10 protein-coding genes are annotated in these 25,351 nt (G+C 72.8%); 3 read left to right on the plus strand and 7 right to left on the minus strand.

Annotated features, from left to right (window positions below; genetic code table 11):
* Positions 1-2: 2 nt before the first annotated feature.
* Both ACGFIW_RS24790 and ACGFIW_RS24795 read right to left on the minus strand, forming a co-directional pair.
* Entirely contained in the window at positions 3-13,283 is a 13,281-nt protein-coding gene (locus ACGFIW_RS24790) for an SDR family NAD(P)-dependent oxidoreductase (RefSeq protein ID WP_393320059.1), read from the minus strand.
* Positions 13,284-13,563: 280 nt separating this feature from the next.
* Positions 13,564-13,980: a MerR family transcriptional regulator gene (locus ACGFIW_RS24795; protein ID WP_393320062.1), complete on the minus strand. Its 417-nt coding sequence runs from the start codon at positions 13,978-13,980 to the stop codon at positions 13,564-13,566.
* A 53-nt stretch (positions 13,981-14,033) separates the two neighbouring features.
* On the opposite strand from ACGFIW_RS24795, the gene ACGFIW_RS24800 reads away from it, so the two are divergent.
* Positions 14,034-14,465: a PPOX class F420-dependent oxidoreductase gene (locus ACGFIW_RS24800; protein WP_393320065.1), complete on the plus strand. Its 432-nt coding sequence runs from the start codon at positions 14,034-14,036 to the stop codon at positions 14,463-14,465.
* Here the strand turns inward: ACGFIW_RS24800 and ACGFIW_RS24805 are convergent, their stop codons facing one another.
* From ACGFIW_RS24805 to ACGFIW_RS24825, 5 genes are all read right to left on the minus strand, one after another.
* Positions 14,466-15,779, minus strand: a complete 1,314-nt coding sequence (locus tag ACGFIW_RS24805; RefSeq protein WP_393320068.1) for a cytochrome P450 — start codon at positions 15,777-15,779, stop codon at positions 14,466-14,468. It abuts the gene before it with no gap.
* A complete protein-coding gene (locus ACGFIW_RS24810; protein WP_393320071.1) occupies positions 15,721-17,058 on the minus strand; it encodes a flavin monoamine oxidase family protein in 1,338 nt (445 codons plus the stop codon). Before ACGFIW_RS24810 ends, ACGFIW_RS24805 begins: the two co-directional genes overlap by 59 nt.
* Positions 17,059-17,319: 261 nt before the next feature.
* Positions 17,320-18,876 (minus strand): aspartate aminotransferase family protein, encoded by a 1,557-nt coding sequence (locus ACGFIW_RS24815; RefSeq protein WP_393320074.1) that lies wholly within the window; start codon positions 18,874-18,876, stop codon positions 17,320-17,322.
* A gap of 989 nt (positions 18,877-19,865) precedes the next feature.
* The gene (locus ACGFIW_RS24820) at positions 19,866-20,546 is read right to left on the minus strand and encodes a hypothetical protein (protein ID WP_393320077.1); all 681 of its coding nucleotides are present in this window, start codon (positions 20,544-20,546) and stop codon (positions 19,866-19,868) included.
* Positions 20,547-20,751: 205 nt separating this feature from the next.
* Positions 20,752-21,240 carry a hypothetical protein gene (locus ACGFIW_RS24825; RefSeq protein WP_393320079.1) on the minus strand — a complete coding sequence of 163 codons (489 nt, stop codon included), beginning with the start codon at positions 21,238-21,240 and terminating at the stop codon, positions 20,752-20,754.
* 174 nt (positions 21,241-21,414) lie between these two features.
* On the opposite strand from ACGFIW_RS24825, the gene ACGFIW_RS24830 reads away from it, so the two are divergent.
* Both ACGFIW_RS24830 and ACGFIW_RS24835 read left to right on the plus strand, forming a co-directional pair.
* Positions 21,415-22,752, plus strand: coding sequence for an SWIM zinc finger family protein (locus ACGFIW_RS24830; protein WP_393320082.1), 1,338 nt, complete (start codon positions 21,415-21,417; stop codon positions 22,750-22,752).
* Positions 22,749-25,286: a hypothetical protein gene (locus ACGFIW_RS24835; RefSeq protein WP_393320085.1), complete on the plus strand. Its 2,538-nt coding sequence runs from the start codon at positions 22,749-22,751 to the stop codon at positions 25,284-25,286. The genes ACGFIW_RS24830 and ACGFIW_RS24835 overlap by 4 nt, the downstream gene beginning before the upstream one ends.
* Positions 25,287-25,351 lie beyond the last annotated feature (65 nt).

The raw sequence follows: 25,351 nt of genomic DNA on the forward strand, positions 1-25,351 counted from the left end.
GGTCAGTCGAACTCGTTGACCAGGGCGAATATCTCTTCGTCGGTCGCCGAATCCAGGTCGTCCAGGTCTTGCGGCCGGTCGTCGCCGGCCCGGTAGGTCTCCCCGGCGGCGAGCTCCAGCAGGTCCTTGAGCTGGGCCACCACTCGGCTCCGCGCCTCCGGGTCGGACAGCACGACCGGCAGCGCGGCCCGCAGCTGGTCGATGTCGGCGAGCACCGGATCGACCGCCGACGGTGCGGCGAGGGCCAGCTCGTCACGCAGGTACGCCGCCAGCGCACCGGGAGCGGGATGGTCGAACACCACGGTCGTGGGCAACCGCAGCCCGGTCGCGGCGTTGAGCTGGTTGCGCAGCTCCACCGCGGTCAGCGAGTCGAAGCCCAGCTCCTTGAAGGCGCGGTTCGCCCCGACCTCGCTCTGGTCGCGATGGCCGAGGATGGCGGCCGTTCGCGCTCGTACCAGCGCGGTGAGCACCTGGTGTTGCTCGACGGGCGCGAGCCCGGCGAGCCGTTCGGTCAGGGGCGCCTCGGCGGCGGCCGGCGTAGCGGGCCGGGCCGGCGCCAGGTCGCGCAGCACGGCCGGCAGGTCACCGTCCGCGCGCAGGGCTGTCGTGTCGATCCGGGTGAGCGCCTGGACCGGCTCCGGCACGGCCAACGCCTCGTCGAGCAGGGCGATGCCGTCCGCCACGCTGAGCGGGCGCAGCCCGAGGCGGCCGAGCCGCGCCAGATCAGCCCGGTCCAGGTCGGCGCCCATCCCGTCGGCGGTGTCCCAGAGGCCCCAGGCCAGCGAGTGCGCCGAGCGGCCGGTCGACCGTCGGTGCTGGGCGAGCGCGTCCAGGAACACGTTGCCGGCCGCGTACGCCGCCTGCCCGGCCGTGCCGAGCAGACCTGCCACCGACGAGAACAGCACGAACGCGGGAAGGTCGCGGTCCAGGGTGGCCCGGTGCAGGTGCCACGCGCCGTCCACCTTCGCCCGTAGCACCCCGTCCAGCCGTTCCGCGGTGAGTGACAGCAGCGTCGCGTCGTCGACCACACCGGCGGCGTGCACCACGCCGGTCAGCGGGAACTCGTCGCCGACCAGCCCGAGCACCCGGTCCACCTCGGCACGGTCGGTTACGTCGGCGGCGACCACGCGGACCGTCACGCCGTCCTGCGTCAGCTCGTCGGCCACGCCGAGCGGGTCGGCGCCGCGGCGGCTGACCAGCAGCAGTCGCCGGACGCCGTGCCGGCGTACCAGATGCCGCGCGACCACCGCGCCAAGCGCGCCGGTGCCACCGGTGATCAGCACCGTTCCGCCGCTGACCGCCAGGTCGTGACCACCGGACGGTGGCGGGGTCGCCGTCAGGCGGGGGACGAAGACCTCTCCCGCGCGGACGAGCAGTTGCGGCTCGCCGTGGTGCACGGCGGCGCGCAGCGCCTCGGGGGTGTCCGGGTGCTCGTCGGCGTCGGCGAGGACGATCCTGTCCTTGTGCTCGGCCTGGGCCGAGCGCAGCAGGCCCCAGACCGCGGCGTGCGCGAGGTCGGTGACGTCGTCCCCGGCCGCGCCTCGGGTGAGCACGACGAGGCGGGCGTCGGCGTACCGGTCCTCGGTCAACCAGGTGCGGGCGACGTCCAGCACTCCGCGCACCGCCGCCCGTGCCCGGTCCGGCAGGTCGTCGGCGTCGCCGTCGGGCGGGGTGAGCGTCAGGACCACGACGGGCGGCACCGGGCCGTCACCCAGCTCACCGAACGTGACCCACGGGTCGCCGCCGTCGCCGGGCGGAACCGGCAGCGGGACCCACCGGGGTAGCCACATCCCCTCCCCCGGCCGACGTCCGGCCCGCGGCACCTCGCCGGGCGCGAACGGGCGCAGTCGCAGCTCGTCGACCGAGCCGACCGGCAGACCGGCGTCGTCGCTCAGGCGCAGGCTCACCGCCACGGTGCCGTCGTCCGCGCGGCGTACCGACAGCCGGGCCCGCAGCGCGCCCGTGCCACCACCGGGCACGGTGATCCCGGACCAGGAGAACGGCACCAGGGGCCGGGCGGACAGGTCGGTCACCGCCGGCAGCAGCGGGTGCAGGGCTGCGTCCAGCAGGGCCGGGTGCAGAGTGAACCGGGCGGCGTCGTCGCGGTGTTCCTCGGGCAGGGCCACGTCGGCGTCCAGGTCGTCGCCGTCGCGGCGCAGACGACGCAGGTTACGGAAGGCCGGGCCGTAGCGGTAGTCCTGGTCGGCGAGCCGGTCGTAGGCGCCGTCCAGGGCGACCTCCGTGCCCGCGCCGAGCGGTGTGAGCGGGGCGGCCGGGGTGGTCTGGCCGGGGGCGAGGACCCCCTCGGCGTGCGGGGTCCAGGGCCGGTCGCCGACGCGCGAGTGGATGCCGAGGGCGCGCCGCCCCGTGTCGTCCGCGGCGCCCGCGACCACCTGGATCTGCACCTCGTCGTCCGCGCCGAGGACCAGCGGCGCGGTGAGCGTCAGCTCGTCGATCCGGACCGCGCCGGAGCGCCGGGCGGCCTGGAGGGCGAGTTCGACGAACGCGGTGCCGGGCAGCAGTGTCGCCCCGTACACGACGTGGTCGGCGAGCCACGGGTGGGTGCGCAGGGACAGCCGGCCGGTGAGCACGACCCCGCCCCCGTCCGCCAGGTCCACCACGGCGCCGAGCAGCGGGTGCCCGGCCGTGTCGAGGCCGAGGGCGTTCGCGTCCTGCTGGGTGTTGGCGGCGGTGAGCCAGTAGCGCTGCCGCTGGAACGGGTACGCCGGAAGCGGGGTCGGCTCCGCACCGGGGAACACCGCGTCCCAGTCCACGGCCGCGCCACGCAGCCCGAGCACGGCGAGCGCGGCGGCCGCCGTCCGTGTCTCGGACCGTCCCGCGCGCAGCAGCGGCACCACCGCGCCGGCCGCCGGCACGAGGTCCGGCACCAGTGCCGACAGCACCGCGTCCGGGCCCAGCTCGACGAACTCGGTCACGCCGTCGGCGGCCATGCGGGTCACCGCGTCGGCGAACCGCACCGCCACCCGGACCTGGCGGACCCAGTACTCCGGGGTGCAGAGCGTCGCGGCATCGATCGGCGCGCCGGTCACCGTGGACACGATCGGCACTGCGGGCGGCCGGAACGTCAGGCCCCGGACCACCTCGGCGAAGGCGTCCAGCATCGGATCCATGTGATGCGAGTGGAACGCGTGCGAGACGATGAGCCGCTTGACCTTGCGCCCGTCGGCCCGCCACTGCCGCTCGGCTTCGGCGATACCGTCCTCGTCTCCGGAGACCACCACCGCGCGCGGCCCGTTGACGGCGGCCAGGCTCACCCCGGCCGGCAGGGTGATCTCGTCCTCGGTGGCCTGCACGGCGAGCATCGCGCCGCCGGCCGGCAGCGCCTCCATGAGCCGGCCGCGAGCGGCGACGAGCGTGCAGGCGTCGTCCAGTGACAGCACCCCGGCGACGTGGGCGGCGGCCAACTCGCCGATCGAGTGCCCGGCGAGCACGTCCGGCCGGACACCCCACGACTCGGCGAGTCGGTAGAGGGCGACCTCCACGGCGAACAGGGCGGGTTGGGCGTACCCGGTGCGGTTCAGCGTCTCGTCGTCGCCGTCGATCACCTCGCGGACGGGTACGTCGAACCTGTCGCACACCTCGTCGAACGCCGCCGCGAAGACCGGCTCGGCGGCGTACAGCTCACGGCCCATGCCGGTGCGCTGGCTGCCCTGGCCGGTGAAGAGGAACGCGGTGCGGCCCCGGCGACCGGCGTCGGCGCGGACCACGTCCGCTGTCTCCTCCCCACGGGCGAGGGCGTCGAGCCCGGCGAGCAGGGCCTCGCGGTCGCGACCGACGACGGCAGCCCGATGGTCGTGCCGGGCCCGGCCGGTGGCGAGCGCGTGCGCGACGTCGCGCGGCGGCAGGCCGGGCCGGTCGACGACGAAGTCGCGCAGGCGTTCCGCCTGGGCCCGGAGGGCCGCGCCGGACCGGGCACTGAGTAGCCAGGCAACTGTGGAGTCGGGCGCGGGCGCTGTGGAGTCGGGCGCGGGCGCGGCCGGCGCAGAGGGTGCCTCGGGGGCCTGCTCGATGATGACGTGCGCATTGGTGCCACTGATCCCGAATGACGACACCGCGGCCCGCCGCGGACGACCCGTCTCCGGCCACGGCCGCTCCTCCGTCAACAACGCCAGACCACCCACACCCCAATCCACATGCGGCGTCGGCACATCCACATGCAACGTCCGCGGCAACACCCCAAAACGCAACGCCTGCACCATCTTGATCACACCACCCACACCCGCCGCCGCCTGCGCATGACCAATATTCGACTTCAACGACCCCAACCACAACGGAACCCCACCACGACCAACCCCATACGTCGCCTGCAACGCCCCCACCTCAATCGGATCCCCCAACCGCGTCCCCGTACCATGCGCCTCCACCACATCCACATCACCCACACCCAACCCCGCATTCACCAACGCCTGCCGAATCACCCGCTCCTGCGCCGGCCCATTCGGCGCCGTCAACCCATTACTCGCCCCATCCTGATTAACCGCCGAACCCCGCAACACCGCATGCACCCGATGCCCCAAACGCACCGCATCAGACAACCGCTCCACCAACAACAAACCCACACCCTCCGCCCAACCCGTCCCATCAGCACCCGCCGAGAACGACTTACACCTCCCATCCGATGCCAACCCCCGCTGGCGGCTGAACTCCACGAACGAACCCGGACCGGCCATCACCGTGACGCCGCCGGCCAGCACCAGGTCAGACTCGCCCGAACGCAGCGACTGCGCGGCCAGGTGCAGGGCGACGAGCGACGACGAGCACGCGGTGTCAACGGTGACGGCCGGGCCCTCCAACCCGTACGCGTACGCCAGCCGCCCGGAGATGACGCTCGCGGTGTTCCCGACCAGCAGGTAGCCCTCGTACTCGGCGGGCACCGCGGGCAGGTGGGAGGCGTAGTCGTCGTACATCGCGCCGACGAACACACCGGTGTCGCGGCCGCGCAGCGTGGCCGGGTCGATCGCCGCGTCCTCGAACGCCTCCCACGCGGTCTCCAGCAGCAGACGCTGCTGCGGGTCGGTCGCGGTCGCCTCACGCGGCGACATGCCGAAGAACTCTCGGTCGAACAGGTCCGCGTCGTGCAGGAAACCGCCCTCCCGGACGTACGAGGTGCCGGTTTGCGCGGGGTCCGGGTCGTACAGGCGCTCCAGGTCCCAGCCGCGGTTGTCGGGGAAGCCACTGATCGCGTCGACACCGTCGGCCACCAGCCGCCACAACTGCTCCGGCGAGCTCACCCCGCCGGGGTAACGGCAGGCCATACCGATGATCGCGATCGGCTCGTCGGTGGCCTCCACGACTCGTGCCCGGGTCTGCTCGACGGCCGCGTCCCCTGACGCCTGGGTCGCCAGGAATGCGGCGAGCGCGTCCGGGCTGGGGTGGTCGAAGACGACTGTGGACGGCAGTCGCATCCCGCTGAGAGCAGCGAGCTGGTTACGCAGCTCGACCGCGGTCAGCGAGTCGAAGCCCTGCTCCCGGAACGCGCGGGCCGGCTCGATGGCGTCGCCCGAGGCGTGGCCGAGCGCGGTGGCCGCCGCGGTGCGGACCAGGTCCAGAGCCGCGGCGTGTCGGTCCTCGGCGGCCAGCGCGGCGAGCCGGGCCGCCCAGCCACCGGGTGTGGTCGTCGCGGCGGTCGGGGCGCGGGGCGTGCGGCGCGGGCGGACCAGCGCGCGCCAGATCGCGGGCGGGTCGTCGGCGGACACCCGGGCCGGGTCCAGGGCGGCGGGCACGGTGAGCGCCGCGTCGCCGGCGAGTGCCTCGTCGAACAGACGCATGGCGTGCTCGGCGTCCAGCGGCAGGACGCCGGAGCGGGCCCACCGGGTGACGTCGGCGTCACCGAGGCGGGCGCCCATACCGCCGGTGGCGTCCCAGAGCCCCCAGGCGAGGGAGTGCGCGGGCAGGCCGGCGGCCCGGCGATGCGCGGCGAGGGCGTCCAGAAACGTGTTCGCCGCGGCGTAGTTGGCCTGGCCCGGGGTGCCGAGCACGCCGGCCACCGAGGAGTACGTCACGAACGCCGTCAGCCGCCGGTCCCGGGTGAGGTCGTGCAGATGCCAGGCGCCATCGATCTTCGGCCGGGCGACGGCGTCCACCTGCCCGGCGGTCAGCGACCCGAAGGTGGCGTCGTCGGTCACCCCCGCCGTGTGCACCACCGCGGTCACCGGGTGCTCGGCCAGCACGGCGGCCAGGGCGGCACGGTCGGCCACGTCGGCGGCGGCCAGCCACACCTGCGCCCCGGCCCCGGTCAGCTCCTCGACCAAGCCCTCCTGGGCCACCCCGCGACGGCTGAGCAGAACCAGCCGCCGCACGCCGTGGCGCCGCACGAGATGCCGCGCCACCACGCCGCCGAGCGCCCCCGTACCACCGGTCACCAGCACGGTGTCGCCGCTGAGGTCCGGGACGTCCGCGCCGGGCGCGGCGGCCGCGAGGCGCGGCGCGTAGAGCCGGCCGGACCGGATCGCCAGCTGCGGCTCGCCGGTGGCGACGGCGGCCGGGATCAGGGCCGTGGCGGTGGTGTCGCCGTCGACGTCGACGAGGACCAGTCGGCCGGGATTCTCGGTCTGCGCCGACCGGACGAGGCCCCACAGCGGGGCGTGCACCAGGTCGGTCACGTCGTCGCCGGTCCGCACGGCGACCGCCCCGGCGGTGACCAGTACGAGCCGGGTCTCGGTGAACCGTTCGTCGGCCAGCCACCGTTGCAGCAGATCCAGGACCCGGGTGGTGGCGGCACGGGCGGCGGCCGGGGTGTGCTCCGCGGGGGCGGCGAGGGTCAGGACCGCGAGGTCGGCGCCGACCACCGTGGACAGGTCGTCACCGGTGAGGTCCGCCGGCCGCCCGGTGGGCGCGTCCGGGACACGCACCGAGGCCCAGTCGACGGTGTGGAGCGCGGACCGGCGGGCGAGCCGGGCGCGGTCGACCGGACGCAGGGTGAGCGACTCGACAGTGGCGACCGGGACGCCGTTCGGGTCGGTCAGGGCCAGCCGGACCGTGTCGTTGCCGGCCGGCGTGATGCGCACCCGCAGCATGGTCGCGCCGGTGGTGTGCAGGGTGATGCCGGACCAGGCGAACGGCAGGCGGATGTCCTGCGGGCGGTTCGGGTCGCGCAGGCCGGGCAGCAGCGGGTGCAGTGCGGCGTCGAGCAGGACCGGGTGCAGCCCGAACCGTGCGGCATCGTCGTGCAGCTCGGCGGGCAGACGCACCTCGGCGAGGAGGTCGTCGCCCGCGCGCCACAGCGCGGTCAGCCCCTGGAACGCGGGACCGTAGTCGTACCCGAGGTCGCTCAGCTGCGGGTAGGTGAGCGTCTCGGCGACGGCGCCGGGCGGGGGCCACGTGGCGGCCCGCTCCGGCGCGGGTGGCGCGGCAGTGTCGGCGAGTGTTCCGGTGGCGTGCCGCGTCCAGGCCGCGGCGTCGTCGCCATCCGGGCGGGAGTGGACGCTGAACCGCCGCCCGTCCGCGTCCACCCGGACCTGAACGCGCACCGCGCCGGTGCCCGGCAGGGCCAGCGGGGCCTCCAGGGTGAGCTCGTCGACGCCGGTCGCACCCGTGCGCTCCGCCGCGGCGAACCCCAACTCCAGGAACGCGGTGGCGGGCAGCAGGACGTTGCCGGCGACGACGTGGTCGGCGAGCCACGGATGGGTCTGCGGGGAGATCCGGCCGGTCAGGACGAGGTGCTCGCCGGCCGGGCCGTCGACCGCCGCGCCGAGCAGCGGGTGATCGGCCGGGTCGAGGCCGAGGTCCCCGGCGCGGGCCGGGCTGCCCGGCGGCAGCCAGTAGTGCTCTCCCTGGAAGGCGTACGTGGGCAGGTCCACCCGCCGCGCGCCGGGAAACAGGGCGGCGAGGTCGGGAGCGGCGCCGTCGGCGTACAGCCGGGCCAGACCCCGGGCGTACGCCTCGGTCTCCGGCTCGGCTGCCCGGCACAGCGCGACCGCGGTGACCGGCTCGTCCGCCGCCGAGTCGCCGACCATGGCGGTCAGCACCGCGTCCGGACCGACCTCGACGAACCGGGTCACGCCGGCCTCGCGCAGGGCGCGCACGGCGTCGTGGAAGCGGACGGTGGCGCGGATCTGGCCGACCCAGTGCTCCGGCGAGCGCAGCTCGTCCTCACCGGCGGGCGCGCCGGTCACCGCCGACACGATCGGGATCTGTGGCGTGCCGAACGTCAGCGCTCGGGCCACCTCGCGGAACTCATCGAGGATGCCGTCCATGTGCGGCGAGTGGAAGGCGTGGCTGACCGTCAGCCGGCGGGTCCGTCGCCCGCGCTCGCGCCACCGCTGCGCGACCCGGGTCGCGACGTCCTCGTCGCCGGCGACGACGACGGCACGAGGGCCGTTGATCGCGGCCAGGCTCACCCCGTCGGGCAGGGTGATCTCGTCCTCAGCGGCCTCGATGGCGATCATCGCGCCGTCCGGGCGTGCTGCCTGCATGAGCCGGCCACGAGCGGCGACCAGCGCGGTGGCATCGGGCAGCGCCAGCACGCCGGACACGTGCGCGGCGGTCAGCTCGCCGATCGAGTGGCCGGCCAGCACGTCGGGGACGACACCGTGGTGCGCGGCGAGCCGGTACAGCGCGGTCTCGACGGCGAACAGGGCCGGCTGGGTCCAGCGGGTCTCGTGCAGCGGGCCCTCGCCGAAGATCACGTCGCGCAGCGGCCGATCGAGGTGCGGCCGGAACGCGTCGCACACCGCGTCGAGGGCCTCCGCGAAGACCGGGTACGCGTCGTACAGGTCGCGGCCCATGCCGACGCGCTGCGCGCCCTGCCCGGTGAACAGGAACGCGGTCCGCCCGGGCGCGGCAGCAGGGCCGCGCAGCACGTGCGGCGCGACGTCACCGTCGATGATCGCGTCGAGACCGGTGAGGTGTTCGGCCAGGTCCGTGCCGAGTACGACCGCGCGGCGGGCGAACGACGCGCGGGTGGTGGCGAGGGAGAGGCCGATGTCGGAGCACCGGGCGTCGGGGGTCACGGCGTCACGCAGGCGTCGGGCCTGTGCCCGCAGGCCGTCCTCGGTGGGTGCGGACAACACCCACGGCACCCGGCCGCGCGGTTCCGCAGCGGTCTCGGCCGGTGTCTCCCGCGGCGCCTCCTCCAGCACCACGTGTGCGTTGGTGCCGCTGATGCCGAAGGACGACACGGCCGCCCGGCGCGGGCTGTCACCCGCCGGCCAGGGATGTTCTGCCAGGGCGAGGGCCAGGCCACTGGACGCCCAGTCGACGTGCGGCGTCGGCTCGTCGACGTGCAGGGTGGCCGGTACGACGCCGTGCCGCATCGCCTGCACCATCTTGATCACACCGCCCACGCCGGCCGCCGCCTGCGCGTGCCCGATGTTGGACTTCAGCGAGCCGAGCAGGACCGGCTCCCGATCGTGGTGGCCCCGGCCGTAGGTGGCCGCCAACGCCTCCGCCTCGATCGGGTCACCCAGAGTGGTGCCCGTGCCGTGCGACTCGACCACGTCCACGTCCGCGGTGGTGAGGCCGGCGTTGGCCAGCGCGGCCCGGATGACCCGTTGTTGAGACAGGCCGTTGGGCGCGGTGAGCCCGTTGGACGCGCCGTCGGAGTTGATGGCGGTGCCCCGCACCGTGGCGAGGACCCGGTGCCCGTGTCGGCGCGCGTCGGACAGCCGCTCCACCACGAGCAGGCCGATCCCCTCGGACCAGGCGGTGCCGTCGGCCGCAGCGGCGAACGACTTGCAGCGGCCGTCCGGGGCGAGGCCCTGTTGGCGGGAGAACTCCAGGAACATGCCCGGGGTGGCCATCACCGCCACGCCCCCGGCGATGGCCAGGGTCGACTCACCGCGGCGCAGCGACTGCACCGCCAGGTGCAGCGCGGACAGCGACGACGAGCAGGCGGTGTCCACGGTGACCGCGGGCCCGACCAGGCCGAGCTGGTAGGCGATTCGCCCGGACATCACGCTCGGCGTGGTGCCGGTGAGCAGGTGTCCCTCGGCGCTCTCCGGGGCGTCGTGCATCCGCGGGCCGTAGTCGCTTGTGGTGGCGCCGATGAAGACCCCGGTGCGGGTACCCCGCAGCGTGTCCGGCACGATCGCGGCGCGTTCCAGCGCCTCCCAGGCGGTCTCCAGCAGCAGCCGCTGCTGCGGGTCCATCGCCTGGGCCTCGCGCGGGGCGATGCCGAAGAAGCCGGCGTCGAAGCGCCCGGCGTCGAGCAGGAAGCCGCCCTCCCGCACGGCGCTGCGGTCGTCGGCCGTCCGGTCCCAGCCGCGGTCGGCGGGGAACGGCCCGATGGCGTCGCCGCGCTCGGTCAGCAGTCGCCACAGGTCCTCCGGCGAGTGCACGCCGCCGGGATACCGGCAGGCCATGCCGACGATCGCGATGGGCTCCTCGGAGGCGGCCACCGGCGCGTCCCCGACGTCATCGACCGTACCGACCGCGCCGGCCAGCTCGGCCTCCAGCGCCGCCGCCACGTCGCGCGGGGTGGGGTGGTCGAAGAGGAGGCCGGTGGGCAGGCGCAACCCGGTCGCGGCGGCCAGGCTCTCCCGTAGTTCCACGGTCATCAGCGAGCTGAACCCGAGGTCGCGGAACGACAGGTCCATCTCGACCGGCGCATCGTGCCTCCGGCCCAGCACGGCGGCGACGTGCGCGGTAACCAGCTCCCCGGCGTCGCGGCGGCCGGTGGCCGGGCGGACCGGCTCGGGCCGGGCGGGTAGTTCGGTGAGCCAGTAACGCTCGCGCTGGAACGCGTACGTGGGCAGGTCGATCCGCCGCTTGCCGGTGTCCGCGTACACCGCGGGCCAGTCCACCTCGGCACCGCGGACGTACGCGCGGGCCAGCGCCGCGACGACGGTCTGCGTCTCGGGGCGATCCCGGCGCAGCGCGGGCTCGGCCTGGACCGCCGCGCGGTCGCGCACGCTGTCGGTCACCATTGCCGCGCAGATCCCGTCGGGCCCGAACTCCAGCACGGTTCGGGCGCCCTCGGCCTCCAGCGTGCGGGCGGCGGCGAGGAAGCGCACCGGACGCCGCACCTGGTCGACCCAGTACTGGGGCGTGGCCAGCAGCTCGGGGGTGGCCACCGCACCGGTCACGGTGGACACCACCGGGATGCGCGGGTGGTGAAAGGCCAGCGAGGCGACGACGCGGCGGAACTCGTCGAGCATCGGGTCCATCAGTGGCGAGTGGAACGCGTGGCTGACGGGCAGCTGCTTCGTCCGGTGCCCGGCGGCGCGCAGCGTCTCGGCGGCGGCCCGGACGGCGGCCTCCGCACCGGAGAGCACGACCGCGTCGGGGCCGTTGACCGCGGCGACGGCCACCCCGCCCGGATCGGCGGCCAGCACCGGCGCGACGTCCTCCTCGGTGGCCTGTACCGCGATCATCGCGCCGCCGGCCGGTAGCGCCTGCATCAGGCGGCCCCGGGCAGCGACCAACACGCACGCGTCGGGCAGGTGCAGCACGCCAGCGACGTGGGCGGCGGCCACCTCGCCAATCGAATGCCCGGCGAGCAGGTCCGGTCGGACACCCCACGACTCGTAGAGCCGGAACAGCGCCACTTCCAGCGCGAACAGGGCGGGCTGGGTGAACCCCGTGTCGTCGAGGCCCTCCCCGGTAGCGATCACCTCGCGCAGCGGGCGCGGCAGCAGCGGGTCGAGGTGCCCGCACACCTCGTCGAAGGCGGCGGCGAACGCCGGATACGCGGCGTGCAGCCCCAGGCCCATCCCGGCCCGCTGGGCGCCCTGCCCGGTGAAGACCGCCGCCAGCCGTCCGCCGGCCGGCGCGCCGGTGACGACCCCGGCGGCCGGCTGGCCGGCGGCGAGGGCCTCCAGGCCGGCGACCAACTCGTCGCGGTCGCTGGCCGGGACGACGCCGCGGTGGGCGAAAGCGGTCCGGGTGGCGACCGAGGACCAGCCGACCGCGGCCGGGTCGACGGCGGGGCGCGCGGCGACGAAGCGGGCCAGCCGGTCGGCCTGAGCGCGCAGAGCCTCAGCGGTACGGCCGGAGACGACCACCAGCGGCGGGCCGGGTGGAACCGGAGCGGCCGGCTCCGCCTCCGGCGTGGGTGCCTCGGTGAGGACGACGTGGCTGTTGCTGCCGCCCATGCCGAACGAGCTCACCCCGGCGATCAGCGGCTGGTCGGGGTGTGGCCAGTCGCGCAGCCGGTCGTTGACGGCGAGGTTGAGCGCGTCCAGTGGGATCCGCGGGTTCGGCGTCTCGAAGTGGAGGCTGGCCGGCAGCCGGCGGTGCGAGATGCTCAGCACCGTCTTGATGAGGCCGGCGATGCCGGCGGCGCCCTCCAGGTGCCCGATGTTGGTCTTGACGGAACCGACCCGCAGGGGGTCGCCCGACGGCCGCGCGTGACCGATCGCGGCGCCGAGTGCGGCGGCCTCGATCGGGTCGCCGACCGGGGTGCCGGTGCCGTGCAGCTCAACGTACTGGATCGTGGCCGGGTCGACCCCGGCCTGCTGCGTGGCCAGGCGCAGCACGCGTTCCTGCGCGTCCGCGCTGGGCACGGTGAGGCCGGGGGTCGCGCCGTCGTTGCCGACCGCGCTGCCGAGGATCACCGCGTGCACCCGGTCGCCGTCGGCGACGGCCTGCCGCAGTGGCTTGAGCAGCACGACACCGGCGCCCTCGCCGCGGACGTAGCCGTTGGCGCGGGCGTCGAAGGTGTGGCAGCGGCCGTCCGGGGACAGGCCACCGAACTGTTCGGCGGCCCGCACGCCCTCGGCGAGGATGTTGAGGTTCACCCCGGCGGCCAGGGCGAGCGTGGCCTCGCCGGAGCGGAGGCTCTCGCAGGCGAGATGGACGGCGACCAGCGACGACGACTGGCTGGTGTCGACGGTGACGCTGGGGCCGTGCAGGTCGAGCGTGTACGACACGCGGTTGGCGATGATGCCCCGGTGCACGCCGGTGTTGGCGTGCGCGGTGATCGCCGCCGCCCCCTGCCGGTAGAGCAGGCTGGTCCAGTCCTCGCGGGCGGCACCGACATACACCGCGGTGGTGCTTCCGGCCAGGCTCGACGCGACGATGCCGGCGTCCTCCACCGCTTCCCAGGCGAGCTCCAGCACGAGCCGCTGCTGCGGGTCCATGACGACGGCCTCACGCGGCGAGATGCCGAAGAACGCGGCGTCGAAGCCGGCGATGTCGTCCAGGAAGCCGCCGTGCAGCCTGTCGCTGTGCACGTCGGCGGAGATCGTCTCCCAGCGGTGCTCGGGCATCCGGGTGACCGCGTCGCGCCCGTCGCGCAGCAGTTCCCAGAAGGCCGCCGGATCAGGCGCGGCCGGCAGCCGGCAGGACAGGCCGATTACAGCGATCGGCTCGTGCTCACGCACGCCATTGATCACTGGATTCTGGATTGCCATTGCGCTCGGCCGCCTCTCATCGAGGAATGCACCGACGGTAAAGAGGAATGCCCGGAGGGGTTCCGCATTGCGAGCCTAGCAAGGTGTCACGCCGAAAGTTATCGGCCGGGTAATCAGCCGGTCACTGCGCAGAACAACACCTTGTCACGATGCACGTCGCATAGGTTTTACGGTCCGTAAACGCCGCCGCCATCGTCCGAACTTCCGTACATTTGGGACACTAAATGGCAATTCCAAGCATCAATGTATATTACACGTGACCGTTATGGGCGCAGCCAGGAGAAACAAAGGACTTACTTTCCTCGTACGGCGGGGAAACATCGCCTTCCACGACGGCGATATAGCCCAGCAAAGCTCGCCGGGAACGCACCAGCGCCCCGATGCTCTCGTCGAGCCGGCGCAGCCGCGCGTGCAAGGTGTCGACCAACTGCGGGCACGCCTCGATATCGGGCGCCGGCCCGGACACGCACGGCAGGATGGAGGCGATCTCCCGAGTGGACAGACCGGCGTCGAGCAGGTTCCGGATCTGCGCGACGGTCAGCAGGGCGTCCTCGACGTACTCGCGGTAACCGCTCTTGCTGCGCCGCGGCTCCAGCAGGCCCTGCGACTCGTAGTAACGCAGCAGGTGAGCGGGAACCCCGGTCCGACGGCTCAGCTCCCCAATCATCAACGTCGGATCTCCTTGACCTTCACATCGGTATGAACCGCCATAATCGTGCCATGACCACTACGACCTTCGACCCACACACGCTGCTCGCGCAGAGCCAGATCGGCGTTCTCGCCACCCTGAAGTCCGACGGCCGACCGCAGTTGTCGCCCGTGCAGCCGCACTACGACCGCGAGGCCGGCGTCATCTACGTCTCCACCAGCCAGGGCGTGGCGAAGGTTGCGAACCTGCGCCGGGACCCGCGCGCCGCCCTCGAGGTCACCAGCGCGGATGGCTGGTCCTGGGCCACCGCGGAGGGCACGGTGACGCTCACCGGTCCCGGCACCGACGTCGACGGCCCGGAGGTGCAGGCCCTGGTGGACTACTACCGGGCCGCCGCCGGGGAGCACCCGGACTGGGCGGAATACCGCTCGGTCATGGTGGCCGAGCGGCGGATGCTGATCACCCTCCGGGTCGAGCACGTGTACGGCAACAAACTGGCCTGATCAAGCCGCCTTCACTCGCACCGGCAGCCGCCGCGGCGAGATCAGCTGCCAGGGGTTCTCAAACTCCAGCCCACCGTCGTGGTCGACGGCGATTTCTGCGTACCGGTCCAGCAGGATGTTCAGCGCGATCCGACCCTCCAGCCGGGCCAGTGGCGCGCCCAGGCAGAAGTGGCTGCCCTGACCGAATACGAGGTGGCCGCCGGTGTTGCGGTGAATGTCGAACGAGTCGGGGTCGGGGAATCGGGTGGCGTCCCGGTTGGCCGCCGCGATCCACGGCGTCACCAGTTCCCCGCTCGGCACGTGCTGACCGGCGATCTCGGTCTCCACCGTCGTGATTCGGGCCAATCGCGGAAACGGCGGCTTGAGCCGCAGAATCTCCTCGATGGCCGCGGGCAGCAGGTCGCGGTCCGCGCGGATCGTGGCCGCCGCCTCCGGGTGACTGTCGAACAGCAGCACGGCGTTGCCGATCAGCGCCATGGTGGTGGCGTGGCCGGCGAACATGGTCAGCCCGGTGATGCCGACAATCTCACCATCCTCCAGTGGGCGGCCGTCGATCTCCGCGTTGGCGAGCCGACTGATCACGTCGTCTGCGGGCTGCTTGCGACGGTGCCGGGCGTGCGCCGTCAGGTACGCGTTCATCTCCCGGATCGCCGGGGCCACCTCGTTTTCGAGCTGGTCCGGTGGCACGGTGGCCGCGTCGATCGTGCCCAGCGCCTCACCCCACACCTTGAACAGCGGCTCGTCCTCCATCGGCAGGCCGATGAGTTCGCAGATGACAGTGATCGGCAAGGCGTAGGTCAGGGTGTCGACGAGCTCGAACCGGTCCTCGCCGTCGACGGTGTCCAACAGCGAGTGCGTGATCCGCTCGATCCGCGGGGTCAGCCCGGCCACCGCTCTCGGGGTGAACATCGAGCTGATCACCGACCGCAGCCTCCGGTGCCGAGGTGGGTCGGTGGTGACGAGGTTACCCATGTCGAAGAAGTCGAGGTCGGCCTGCGGCGGGTTGAACGCGCCGGCGGTGTCCGACGAGAACGTGGTGGTGTCGGCCAGGATGCGGCTGATGTCGTCGTACCCGAAGACCTGCCACCCCTGTTCCGGGTCGCGGTACACCGGGCGGGTGTCAAGCATGCTTCGGAGCCAGGAGAACAGCTCCTCCGACGGATCCTTCTGCACGGGGCTGGAAGTCATGGTCATCCTCACGGGTCGGGGTCCGGGCCCCGGCGGCGGTGCCGCCGGGACCCGGAGCACCTGGGCGTCAGAGCTGCCAGAGCGAGCGGTACGTCTTGCGGTTGACCGCCGGGACCGCGATGGCACCGGTGGACGGGGGCACGAAGGGCCGGCTCAGGGTGGGCGACCCGGCGACTCGCAGGCCAGATTCGATCGCGCCGTCCATGTAGCCGCTCCAGCCGTCGGCGATGTCGCCGCCGGCGAACCTGACCCGGCCGTGCGGTCGCTGGATCGCCCGGTGCAGAGTGGTCAGTTGGAACGGCTGCCGGAACGCGCCGACGCCGAGGGCGAACTCGTCGGCATACCAGTCGGTCGCCGTGTAGGCGGCCAGACGCGCGTTCGGGATGACCGCCTGGACGGCCGCGTCGACCTGCGACCGGTGATTGACGTTGAACGTCTCCTCGACGCTGAACGCCACCACGTGCTGGCCCTCGTTGAGCCGACCCATGATGCAGATCGGGTAGCCCTCCGGCGCCTCCGCGATGAACGTGTCGGCGGGCTGCTCCAGGTCGAGCCAGAGCTTCTTCTCGTGCGGCACGCCGATGCCCTGGGTGGAGGCGAGTTGGTGCGCGCCCGGCAGCGGCGGGTCGAACTCGACGGTCCTCCACACGTTGACCGGGATCGCGACGATGACCTCCGGCGCCGTGAAGCGCCTGCCGGCACGGGTGACAACCTGCACCCGCCCGCCGCGCTGGACCACCGACGCGACCGGCGAGTTCAGCAGCAGCGTGGGCGCGGCGTCGGCCAGCAGGGCCCTGGCCAGCGAGGCCGTGCCGGTCGCCGGGCGGTAGGTGTTGAGCCCGTGGAAGTCGTCGAACGTGCCGCCGGCCAGCTCCCACCACTGCTGGAGCATGGTCAGCGCCCCGCGCTGGCTGGACCCGCCGAACAGGGCAGTGGTGCTGGTCAGCCGGATCTCATCCTCCGGCGGGTAGTTGAGCTGGTCGAGCCGGTCACGCAGGGACAGCCCGTCGAAGCGGCGGACCAGGCCCTCCCGGTACAGCGGCTCGTACGGCCGGGGGAAGATCTGCTGCGAGCCGTCGAAGAACGGCGTGAACAGCTCGGCCTGGCGCGCGTAGGCCTCGCCCGGGTCGTACTCCTGGAATCCGTTCACGGTGGGCAGGATGGCCCGTGCGGAGCCGGTGTCCGCCATGATCGGGATGCGGTAACGGTGCAGCTCCCGCCAGATGTGCGGCTGGCGCTGGTCGACCCAGGTGCCGCCACGCTCGATCTGCTGGCCGCGCCAGGTGTCGGTCCAGGTACGCCCGCCGATCCGGTCGCGGGCCTCCAGCAGAAGGACGCGGCGCCCCTTGTGCCGCAGCTCGCGGGCGGCGGTGAGACCCGCCAGGCCGGCGCCGATAATGATCACATCGAAGTTGCTGTTCGCGTGCGACGGGCCCGACCGTGACGCTGCGTGCGCCGCAGTCGGTACGCCGGCCGCGGCGAACGAGGCCGCAACGCCCGCGGCACCAGTCAGGCGCAGCAGGTCACGACGGCTCGTCGTGGTCGAACGGAATGGCCGGGACCCGATGGGCCCGGTACTCGACTCGTCGAACATCGACAGAATCCCCCCCTTATATGGACTTTCAGATGGTTGTACAAGGACGGAGGTCCCCCCTGCCGCGTACGCTCACGCGCCCGACAGTGCTTTTCCGTCCTGGTCCTTCAGTACGGCGATCAGCTGCCGCAGCGCGACATCCACCCGCCCGATCTCGGCGTCAGTGAGGTGGATGGACGGCTCGATCCGCATGGTGTTGGTGTTGCTGGCCGTCGGGAACATTCGAATCGCGTGCTCGCGCAGCAGATAGCTGGCGAGGAGATACCCGAGCAGTCCGGCGCGGGCCTGCTCACGGATGACCTCCGACGACGACTCGGACTGATCGTGGAACTCCAGGCCGACCATCAGCCCCCTGCCCCGGGCGTCCTTGATCACGGTGGGGAACTCGTCCCGCAACCGGCCGAGCATCTTCAGCAGTTGGTTGCCGCGATCCGTCGCCTGCCGGTACGCGGCACCACCGTCGGCCTCCAACAGGTCCACGGTCCGCCCGGCGATCAGCGTGGAGAAGCTGTCCTTGGCGAAGGTGGAGCTGTGCACCAGCTCGAAGTCCCGGCGGTACCGCGACGAGCGGATCAGCGTGAGTCCGGCCTTCGCGACGCCGCCGCCGAGGCTCTTGGCCAGGGCGTAGTAGTCGCCCTGAAGCCCGATCTGGGCGCTGGCGAAGAACGTGCCGGTCCGGCCCATCCCGCTCTGCACCTCATCGATGACGATCGGACAGTCGATCGCGGCGCAGGCCGCCTGGATCCGGCGTGCGGTCTCCCGATCGAAGAGCCGAATGCCGGCCTCGCCCTGCACGGCCTCAAGGACGAAAGCCGCGACCGACGGCATCGGGTGCTCGACGGGCCGCACGACCCCGTCCCCGACCTCGAAGCCCAACAGCACGCGCCGCTCGTTGTCGATGACCTTGGTCAGCGCCTCAAGATCTGTCACCGGCACGAACCGGCACTGCGCGGCGAGTGACTTGAAGGGGGTGCGGTAGCCGGGGTTGTGCGTGAACTGGACGCTGCCGATGAGCTTGCCGTGGAACGAGCCCTCCGGTGCCAGGAAGACCGGTGGAGCGGCCAACTGCTCGCCGTTGACCTGCCGGACGTGGGCGACCAGAGCATCGAAGCCATCGTTGACCGGCAGGCCCGCGGGCTCGACACGGGCGCCGGCCAGCACGGCAGCGCGGGCCTGGTCGATGCCTGCCTCGATCTGTTCGGCGAGGGCGGCGATCTTCATCCCCCGGTCCATCTCGGCGTGCTTGATGGCGATCTCGATCGACTCCGCGCCGCTGTTGGAGAACACCGCCGAGTACGGCTCCGACGTGGCGAACTCCCGCCAGAGGATGGTGTTGATCTTCCGAGCGAGATCGTTGGCGTACGGGTGCCGGGAGAACTGTGCGTGGATCGGGGTGCCTTCATCGAGCAGTTGCTTGGCATAGGCCACAATGTCCGGATTGTTGTGACCGAGAATTGTGGAACCATATCCACCGACGAGGTCGAGAACGGGGATTTCCCGGCCCTGGTCGTCGTGGTAATAGAGGGTATTGCCAGCGGAGCGCACGTACTCGACATCGAGCCCGAGCGAAGCCAGCCATGCGGCGAGGTACGGCTCCGCCAGCTCGAATTTCTCGACATCCGAGTTCATTATCTGGCCCCCAGTCGCTACAAGTCCCTGCCCCCGGCCGAGAAGTTTGCCCCCACCGGAGATCGACGGCAACTCAACTTTAGCGACGCGCTCACTTCACCGCAGAGCACGAGTAATAGCCCGGTAATTGCATGACCTCTACCGGGTAATCGGCCAATCTCAAGCCGCTCTATCGCGACATTTCGCCGACTTTCCGGCCGCGGACTTTTTATGGTACTCGCCACTGCGGCGGACAACCCGGGCGCACACAGTCACCAGCTCTCGAATCAGGAATCTCCATGAAATACGGATAGCTCGCACTCGCGCACCCGGCGGTTCGGCGTCGGCAGCAATTGTTGACACGACAATGACAGCCGGCAACCCTCGCACGGGCGAGCCCGCCGGGGGAATGCTCCCCGGACCCTCCAGGTCGGGACCGCGACCACAGCAGCCGGGAACGCCCGGTTTCCAACCACGCGGCCGAGGAGGCACTGGGCTCCGCCATCGCCGGACCGTGCCCGCCGCCGAAGGTCCGCACTCGCGCTCATGGTCGGTGCTGTAGCACTCCGCAGCAGCCCGACCACGGCGATTCCCGGCCCCGATCGCCCCATTCCTCAGCACCGCGCGCAGCCTCGGACCAGTGCGGCACAGACATCGTCGTAGCCAGCCCGGACCATCAGCCTGGTAATCGCATGGACGGCTACGGTCCACCCCCTCGGCCCACCAAAGAAACTACAGCGCGCTACTGATTACCCATCGGGCAGTAACGAGGGGCTACTGCCTGACAGCCGCCCTGAACAGGGTGGCGAGAACCTGGCCCATGGAGTAAACAACCTTTCCCGTTGGCCCGTTAGGTTATTCGTAACCACTGGTGGCCCTCTTGCCAGAAAGCCGCTCTCCAAACGTCACGGGGACAGTAACGCCCACAGGATCACCCTTCGTGCTGGCTTCAGTTGGCTCGGATGGGCGCCGCCGTACCGGTGGTGCCCATCCTGCTCCGCACCTTGAGATCAGGTTCTGTCGCGGTGCCGGCGGGCTTCGATGTCGCGCAACACGTCCGGGTCCCATTGGCTGGCGTTCCAGTCGGCGCTTGTCGGAGTGGGCGACAGCGGCCACGCCGGGGCCTGCCCGGCGACGACTCGGTCGACGTCGGCGATCAGCCGCCGAACCCGCGCCCGGGCGTGCAGCACGCCGCCGATCAGGGCGGCGGCTCCGAGGGTACGCAGGGCCGCCTGGCCGAACAGCACGGACGGCGCGGTTCGGTCGGCGGCGAACCAGGCGATGGCGGCGCTGAGGACGATGCAGGAGGAGAAGACGCGGATGCCCCAGTGGCGGCTGTAGGAGCGGCCCGGGGATCCGTGCGCCTCGGCGATCTGACGGGTGCCGCGGCCCCAGATCAGCCCGCTGACACCCAGGCCGATGATGGCGACGAACAGGATCAGGTTGGCCAGGCCAAAACCGACGACCGCGCCGGTGCCGGACGGGGGCAGCGGCCGGGCACTGTCGCTCGGGGCGCTGCCGAGGACGGCTGCGGCGATCGCGGCCAGAGCGAAGAGGGTGGCGAACCCGGCTACGAACCAGGTCGCGACGTCCCAACCCGCGGTCCGGAGCGCGGGCGGAGGTGCCGAGGACCGACACGTGTGGCCTTGACCGGGGCTTCCGAGGTCGGTCCCGCATGTCGTGCAGTGCACAGTGTTCTCCTTCAGCGGCGCGGCCACGCCTTGCCGGGCCGGGTGAGCGGGGTAACGCACATCGTCCCGTAGGGATGAGGGGCCCGTCGGGTGCGGTGCCTGGAGGATCATGCCCGGTCGACCCCGGTCCGGCGACCCCGATTCCCGCGAGACGGGGCCGGCCGGGATCCGACGTTCGTGCCGCACCGGTCCGTGCGATGTCGGCTCAGTAGTGCGCGTGTACCTGCGTCACCGGATGGCCAAGAATGTCAGCGGTATCGGCGAGTTCCTCGTCGCTGAGATGCCAGGCATGGCGGGTCCAGTTCCTGGCGCTCACCTCGAACCGTGCGAACCCCACCGGCGCCTCGAAGCGCAGTTCGGGCATCGTGAGCGCGGCTCGGCAGCAGGGAACAGTCACACTAAGGTCGTCGATGCTCGGTTCGCCGACCCGCCGCCCGCCGTTCCTCGCGGCCAGCAGATCCCAAAACCAGTCCAGCCCGATCGCGGCACCGCACCGGGGGCAGAAGACGTTCTCCATGTACTCGCCGCCGTCGATCAGCGTGATGCGGTCGTAGAACACCGGCTCGACCACCTCGACATGATCGCCCGGCCCGGCGAACAGGCCGGCGACGTGTTCCGCCGCGCGGGCGGCCGACCCGGCGCTCGGCTGCCACTCCGGGTCCGTCGGGATCACCCGAATGTAGAGTTCGCTCATCTCACCCTCTGCCTGCGGGGCTGCTGCGAGCAAGATGTCATGGAGGCCCTCGGCAGGCACAGCCGGGCCTCCCGTGCCGTGCCGGCCCTCGCCCCGGCGACGCTCCGACAAACTCCGGGACACCCGCGCTTCGTCGCGGCCCGCTGTCGGAGGTTGGTCGTAGGTTCCTGAGCCGTGAGCGCCCTTCAGACGTACCGCTACCTTCGACCGTCCGCTCTGCACCACGGTGACCTGGCGTTGCAGACCAGTGGCGGCCCTGCGACCAACCCGCGGTTCTTCTTCGGCTTCCTGACGACTCCGCAGGCGGCGGCCGCCGGGTTGCTGGCGGTCGCCGAAGTCGCCCGGACCCGCTATCACCAACCGGTCAGCCCGACGAGCCTCGATCCCGTGGTCACCGGCAGCCGGGACCGGCTGCGCTTCGAGTCGTTCTCCGGCTGCTGTGGCGTGTACGCCCGGCTGGACGTCGTGCCGGCCGGGTTCGACGGCGACATCGTCGAGCACGGCACCACGAACGTCGACGTGAACGCCCCGCTGCGGGAAGCGCTGGCCCGCGTCGGCGGCATCGACCCGCTGCACCTGTCGGTGGGTCCGGACGACCTGACGGTGTCCACCCTCGACGGCCCGGTGGTGGAAAAGAAGGTGCCGTTGCCCGGTCGTTGGCTACGGGGTTTCGCCGAGGTCCATCTGATCGCCGCGGCCATGCAGCCGCGGGCGGAGATCCCGGCGGCGGAGGCGGTCGCCTTCCTGCGCCGGCTGCCGGCGGGCAACGACCGGTCGGTGCTCTGGGTGGTGCCGGCCGGGCGCTCGCTGCGGCTGACCTCACGCCCGGTGCCCGGCGCGGTGTGCCTGGCCGGGGCAGGACGGCTCGCCACGCTTCGTGGGCTGCTGCGGTATGCGAAGACCCTGCGGGTGTACGGGCCACCGGCGGCGGCCGGGTCGCCGCCGCTGCCGAGCGTGTGGGAGCTCGACTCCGGCGCGCTGCGGTTGTCGCTGACCCTGTCGCCGGAGCCCTACCGGGGTTTCTCCGGTGAGGGCGGCGCGCTGAGCGCGCTCGCCACGGATGACGTCGCCGACGACGCCGCGTTGGTCGCCACGCTGCTGTCCTGGGACCCGACGATCGACGTCCCCGCGTTGGCGGCCTCGGCGGGGATCTCGGCGGACCGGGTCCGGGCCGCGCTGGCCCAGCTGGGCACCGCCGGCCGGGTCGGCTTCGACGTGGCCGAGGCGGGCTACTTCCACCGGGTGCTGCCGTATGATGCCGGCCGGGCTGAACGGGACAATCCCCGGCTGGTCGGGGCGCGGGCGCTGGTCGAGGCGGGCGCGGTCACGCTCGACGGCGAGGCGGCGACCGTACGCCACGGCGACGAGGTCTACCGGGTCCGCCGCCGCCGGGCGGACGGGTCGTACACCTGCTCCTGCCCCTGGTGGGCGCGGCACCGCGGTCAGCGCGGGCCCTGCAAGCACGCGCTCGCCGCAGCGATGGTGGGCGCCGCGGTGGAGGTCGGCGCGTGAGCGAGCAGTTCGATTTCCTGGTCCAGGGTGACGTCGGCGCGGCCGTCGACACGGTTACCGGCCTCGACGAGCAGGGGCGGCGGTCGTTCGCCGACGGGCTGGTGGCCCACGTGCGCCGGCGGCGCGACAACCTGTGGTGGAACAGGGAGGCGACGGCCCTGGCGGTGGTCGCGGTCGGGTGCCTGCCCACCGCCGCCGCGGCGGCCGAGCTGCTCGGCCGGCGCAACGTGTCGCTGCGGCGCGCCGACGCCGAGCTGGTGGTCCAGGTCGCGCGGACGCGCCCGGTGCCGTGGCTGGGCGAGCTGGCACACCGGCTGGCGGGTCGGCTCCGCCGGGACGACCCGATGGACGGCTGGGAATTCGTCGCCGAGCTGCTCACCGCCGAGAAGGCGGCGACACCCACCGGTGACCAGTTCGTGCAGGGGTGGCTCGTCCAGCTGGCGTGGCCGCCGGAGTCGCAGCGACCGATCCCGCTGGTGGACCGGCTCCGGGCGGACGTGTTCCTCGACGCCCTGGTGCCGCGCCTGTTCGAGGTGGACGGCGTCGGGACGCGGATGTCCTTCGACGAGTTCATGACCGACGAGACGTTCGCGCTGCCGCGTGCGCTGGCGCGGCTGGCCGGCGAGGGCCGCCTGGACCGGACGACGCTGCTCGACGGTTGCGTGAGCCGGCTGTTGCGCGGCGACCGGCCGGCGGCGTTGCGGGCGTTCGTCACCCTGCACGCCCTGCTGGCGCCCACCGCCAGCGAGGTCGACGGGCGTCGCGGAGACTACCTGCGCCTACTCGCCGACGCCCCCGGGTTCGTGGCGTCGATGGCGCAGAGGACGCTGCGGGCTCTCGACGGCGTGGAGGTCGAGGGGCTGCTCGACGCTTCCCGGGCCGTGCTCGTCCGGCCCGACAAGGCGCTGGTCCGCGCGCAGCTCGGCTGGCTGGACCAGCTCGCCCGCCGGCACACCGACCGGGCGGCGGAGATCGCCGAGGTGATCGCGACAGCGGTCGACCACCCGGCGGCGGACGTCCGCGACCGGGCCGGCACGCTGGCCGCCCGGCACGGGTACGTGGCCTCCCCACGGGTCGTCGTCGTCACGGTGGGCGACGACCTGCCGCCACCGGCCGGCCCCCTGCCCGCGCCCCCGGCCATCACCGACCCGGACGAGTTGGCCGAGGAGGTCGCTTCCCTGCTCGGCGGCCCCACGAGGGCGTCCGGTCTGGAACGGGTGCTCGACGCGGTGGTCCGGCTCGCCGGCGGCGACCGCGCCCGACTGAGGGACGCCCTGGTTCCGGTGCTGCGGCGGCACCGCGCCAGCGCGGAGGAACATCCGTGGGATCCGTGCTGCCTGTGCGGTCTCCTCGGCGGGGTGCTGCACGCGGCGGCCGACCCGGCGGAGGGGAACGTCCGGCGGGGACGGTGGGCCGCGATGCGGGCGGCGCTGCGACGCCGTACGCCGGGCGGCCCGACCCACGATCCACGGGTGCCCCCGCCGCACCGGCTGCTGCGGGCGCGGCTGGCCGAGATCGGTGACCGCGTCGGCCCGCCCCAGCACCCCGGTCTGCTCGCGGCTCCGACCCTGGCAAACGGTGCTGTCGACCCGGAGACGCTGTACGACCGCCTGACCCGGCTCGGCGAGCACGACACGTGGGAGATGGACCTGACGCAGGCCCTGCTTCGGCTGCCCGCCCGGGTCGACGAACCCCTCGCGGCCAGGGCGGCGGCGCTCGGCACGCCTGCCGGTGACCGGCTGGCCGGCTGGCTGCGTGCCGGCGGCCTGCCGACCCCGGGCCAGCAGGTGGTCACGCTGCGCCGCCGGGAGCGCCGACAGGGCCACGACTGGGGGTACGACGAGCTGCCTCAGCAGCGGACGCACGTGCGGATCAGCCCGCCGGAGGGCGTGGACGACCCGTTCGGTCTGCTCACCGTGCCGGCCCGATCCGTGGACAGCCATGTCGGCGACGCGACCCTGCTCTGGCCTGCCGTGCTGCCCGGCTACCGGGGACTGGTCGCGGCGTACGCGCTGCCGGACATCGCCAGTGGCGCCGACCAGGACGTGTCCGGGGGTGCCGCGATCCTGCCGCTGCTCGCCGAGTGCGGTGGCGACGGCGGTCCCGCCGTCGACCTCGCGCTCGCATACGGCCTGGGTGCCCGGCACGAGTCGGACCGGGTCGCCGCCGTGGACGCCCTGCTGATGCTGGCCGCCGCCGGTGACCTGGACGCTTCCCAGGTCGGGGCCCACCTCGGCACCCTCGCCGCCGTCGGTGACCTCACGCTGACCCGTACCCTGCAGCCGCTGCGCGACGCGGCCGCCGCCGGTGCCCCGCTCAGCACCTGGCGTCTGCTCGCCGCCGCGTTACCCGCGCTGCTCGCGGCGCCGAAGGCCCCGCGCGGCACCCCGGACCTGTTGACCCTTGCGGCGGAGACAGCGGGCGCGACCGGCGCCGGGACCGACGTGCCCGGCCTGGCGGACGTCGCCGCGCGCGGAGGGTCGAGCCGGCTCGTCACCGAGGCGCGGCGCCTGGCCGAAGCGCTCGACAGGTGATGCCCTCTCCGCGGGCCGGCGGTCACGATCATTCGTGCCAGCATCTCGTACGCCGACAGACCGCA

This window comes from Micromonospora sp. NPDC048935 (assembly GCF_043197875.1).
Taxonomy (GTDB): domain Bacteria; phylum Actinomycetota; class Actinomycetes; order Mycobacteriales; family Micromonosporaceae; genus Micromonospora.

Bases quoted from the DNA above. Each gene is read 5' to 3' on its own strand.
- ACGFIW_RS24795 (WP_393320062.1), bottom strand. From the start codon at position 13,980: ATGATTGGGGAGCTGAGCCGTCGGACCGGGGTTCCCGCTCACCTGCTG.
- ACGFIW_RS24800 (WP_393320065.1), top strand. From the start codon at position 14,034: ATGACCACTACGACCTTCGACCCACACACGCTGCTCGCGCAGAGCCAG.
- ACGFIW_RS24815 (WP_393320074.1), bottom strand. From the start codon at position 18,876: ATGAACTCGGATGTCGAGAAATTCGAGCTGGCGGAGCCGTACCTCGCC.
- ACGFIW_RS24825 (WP_393320079.1), bottom strand. From the start codon at position 21,240: ATGAGCGAACTCTACATTCGGGTGATCCCGACGGACCCGGAGTGGCAG.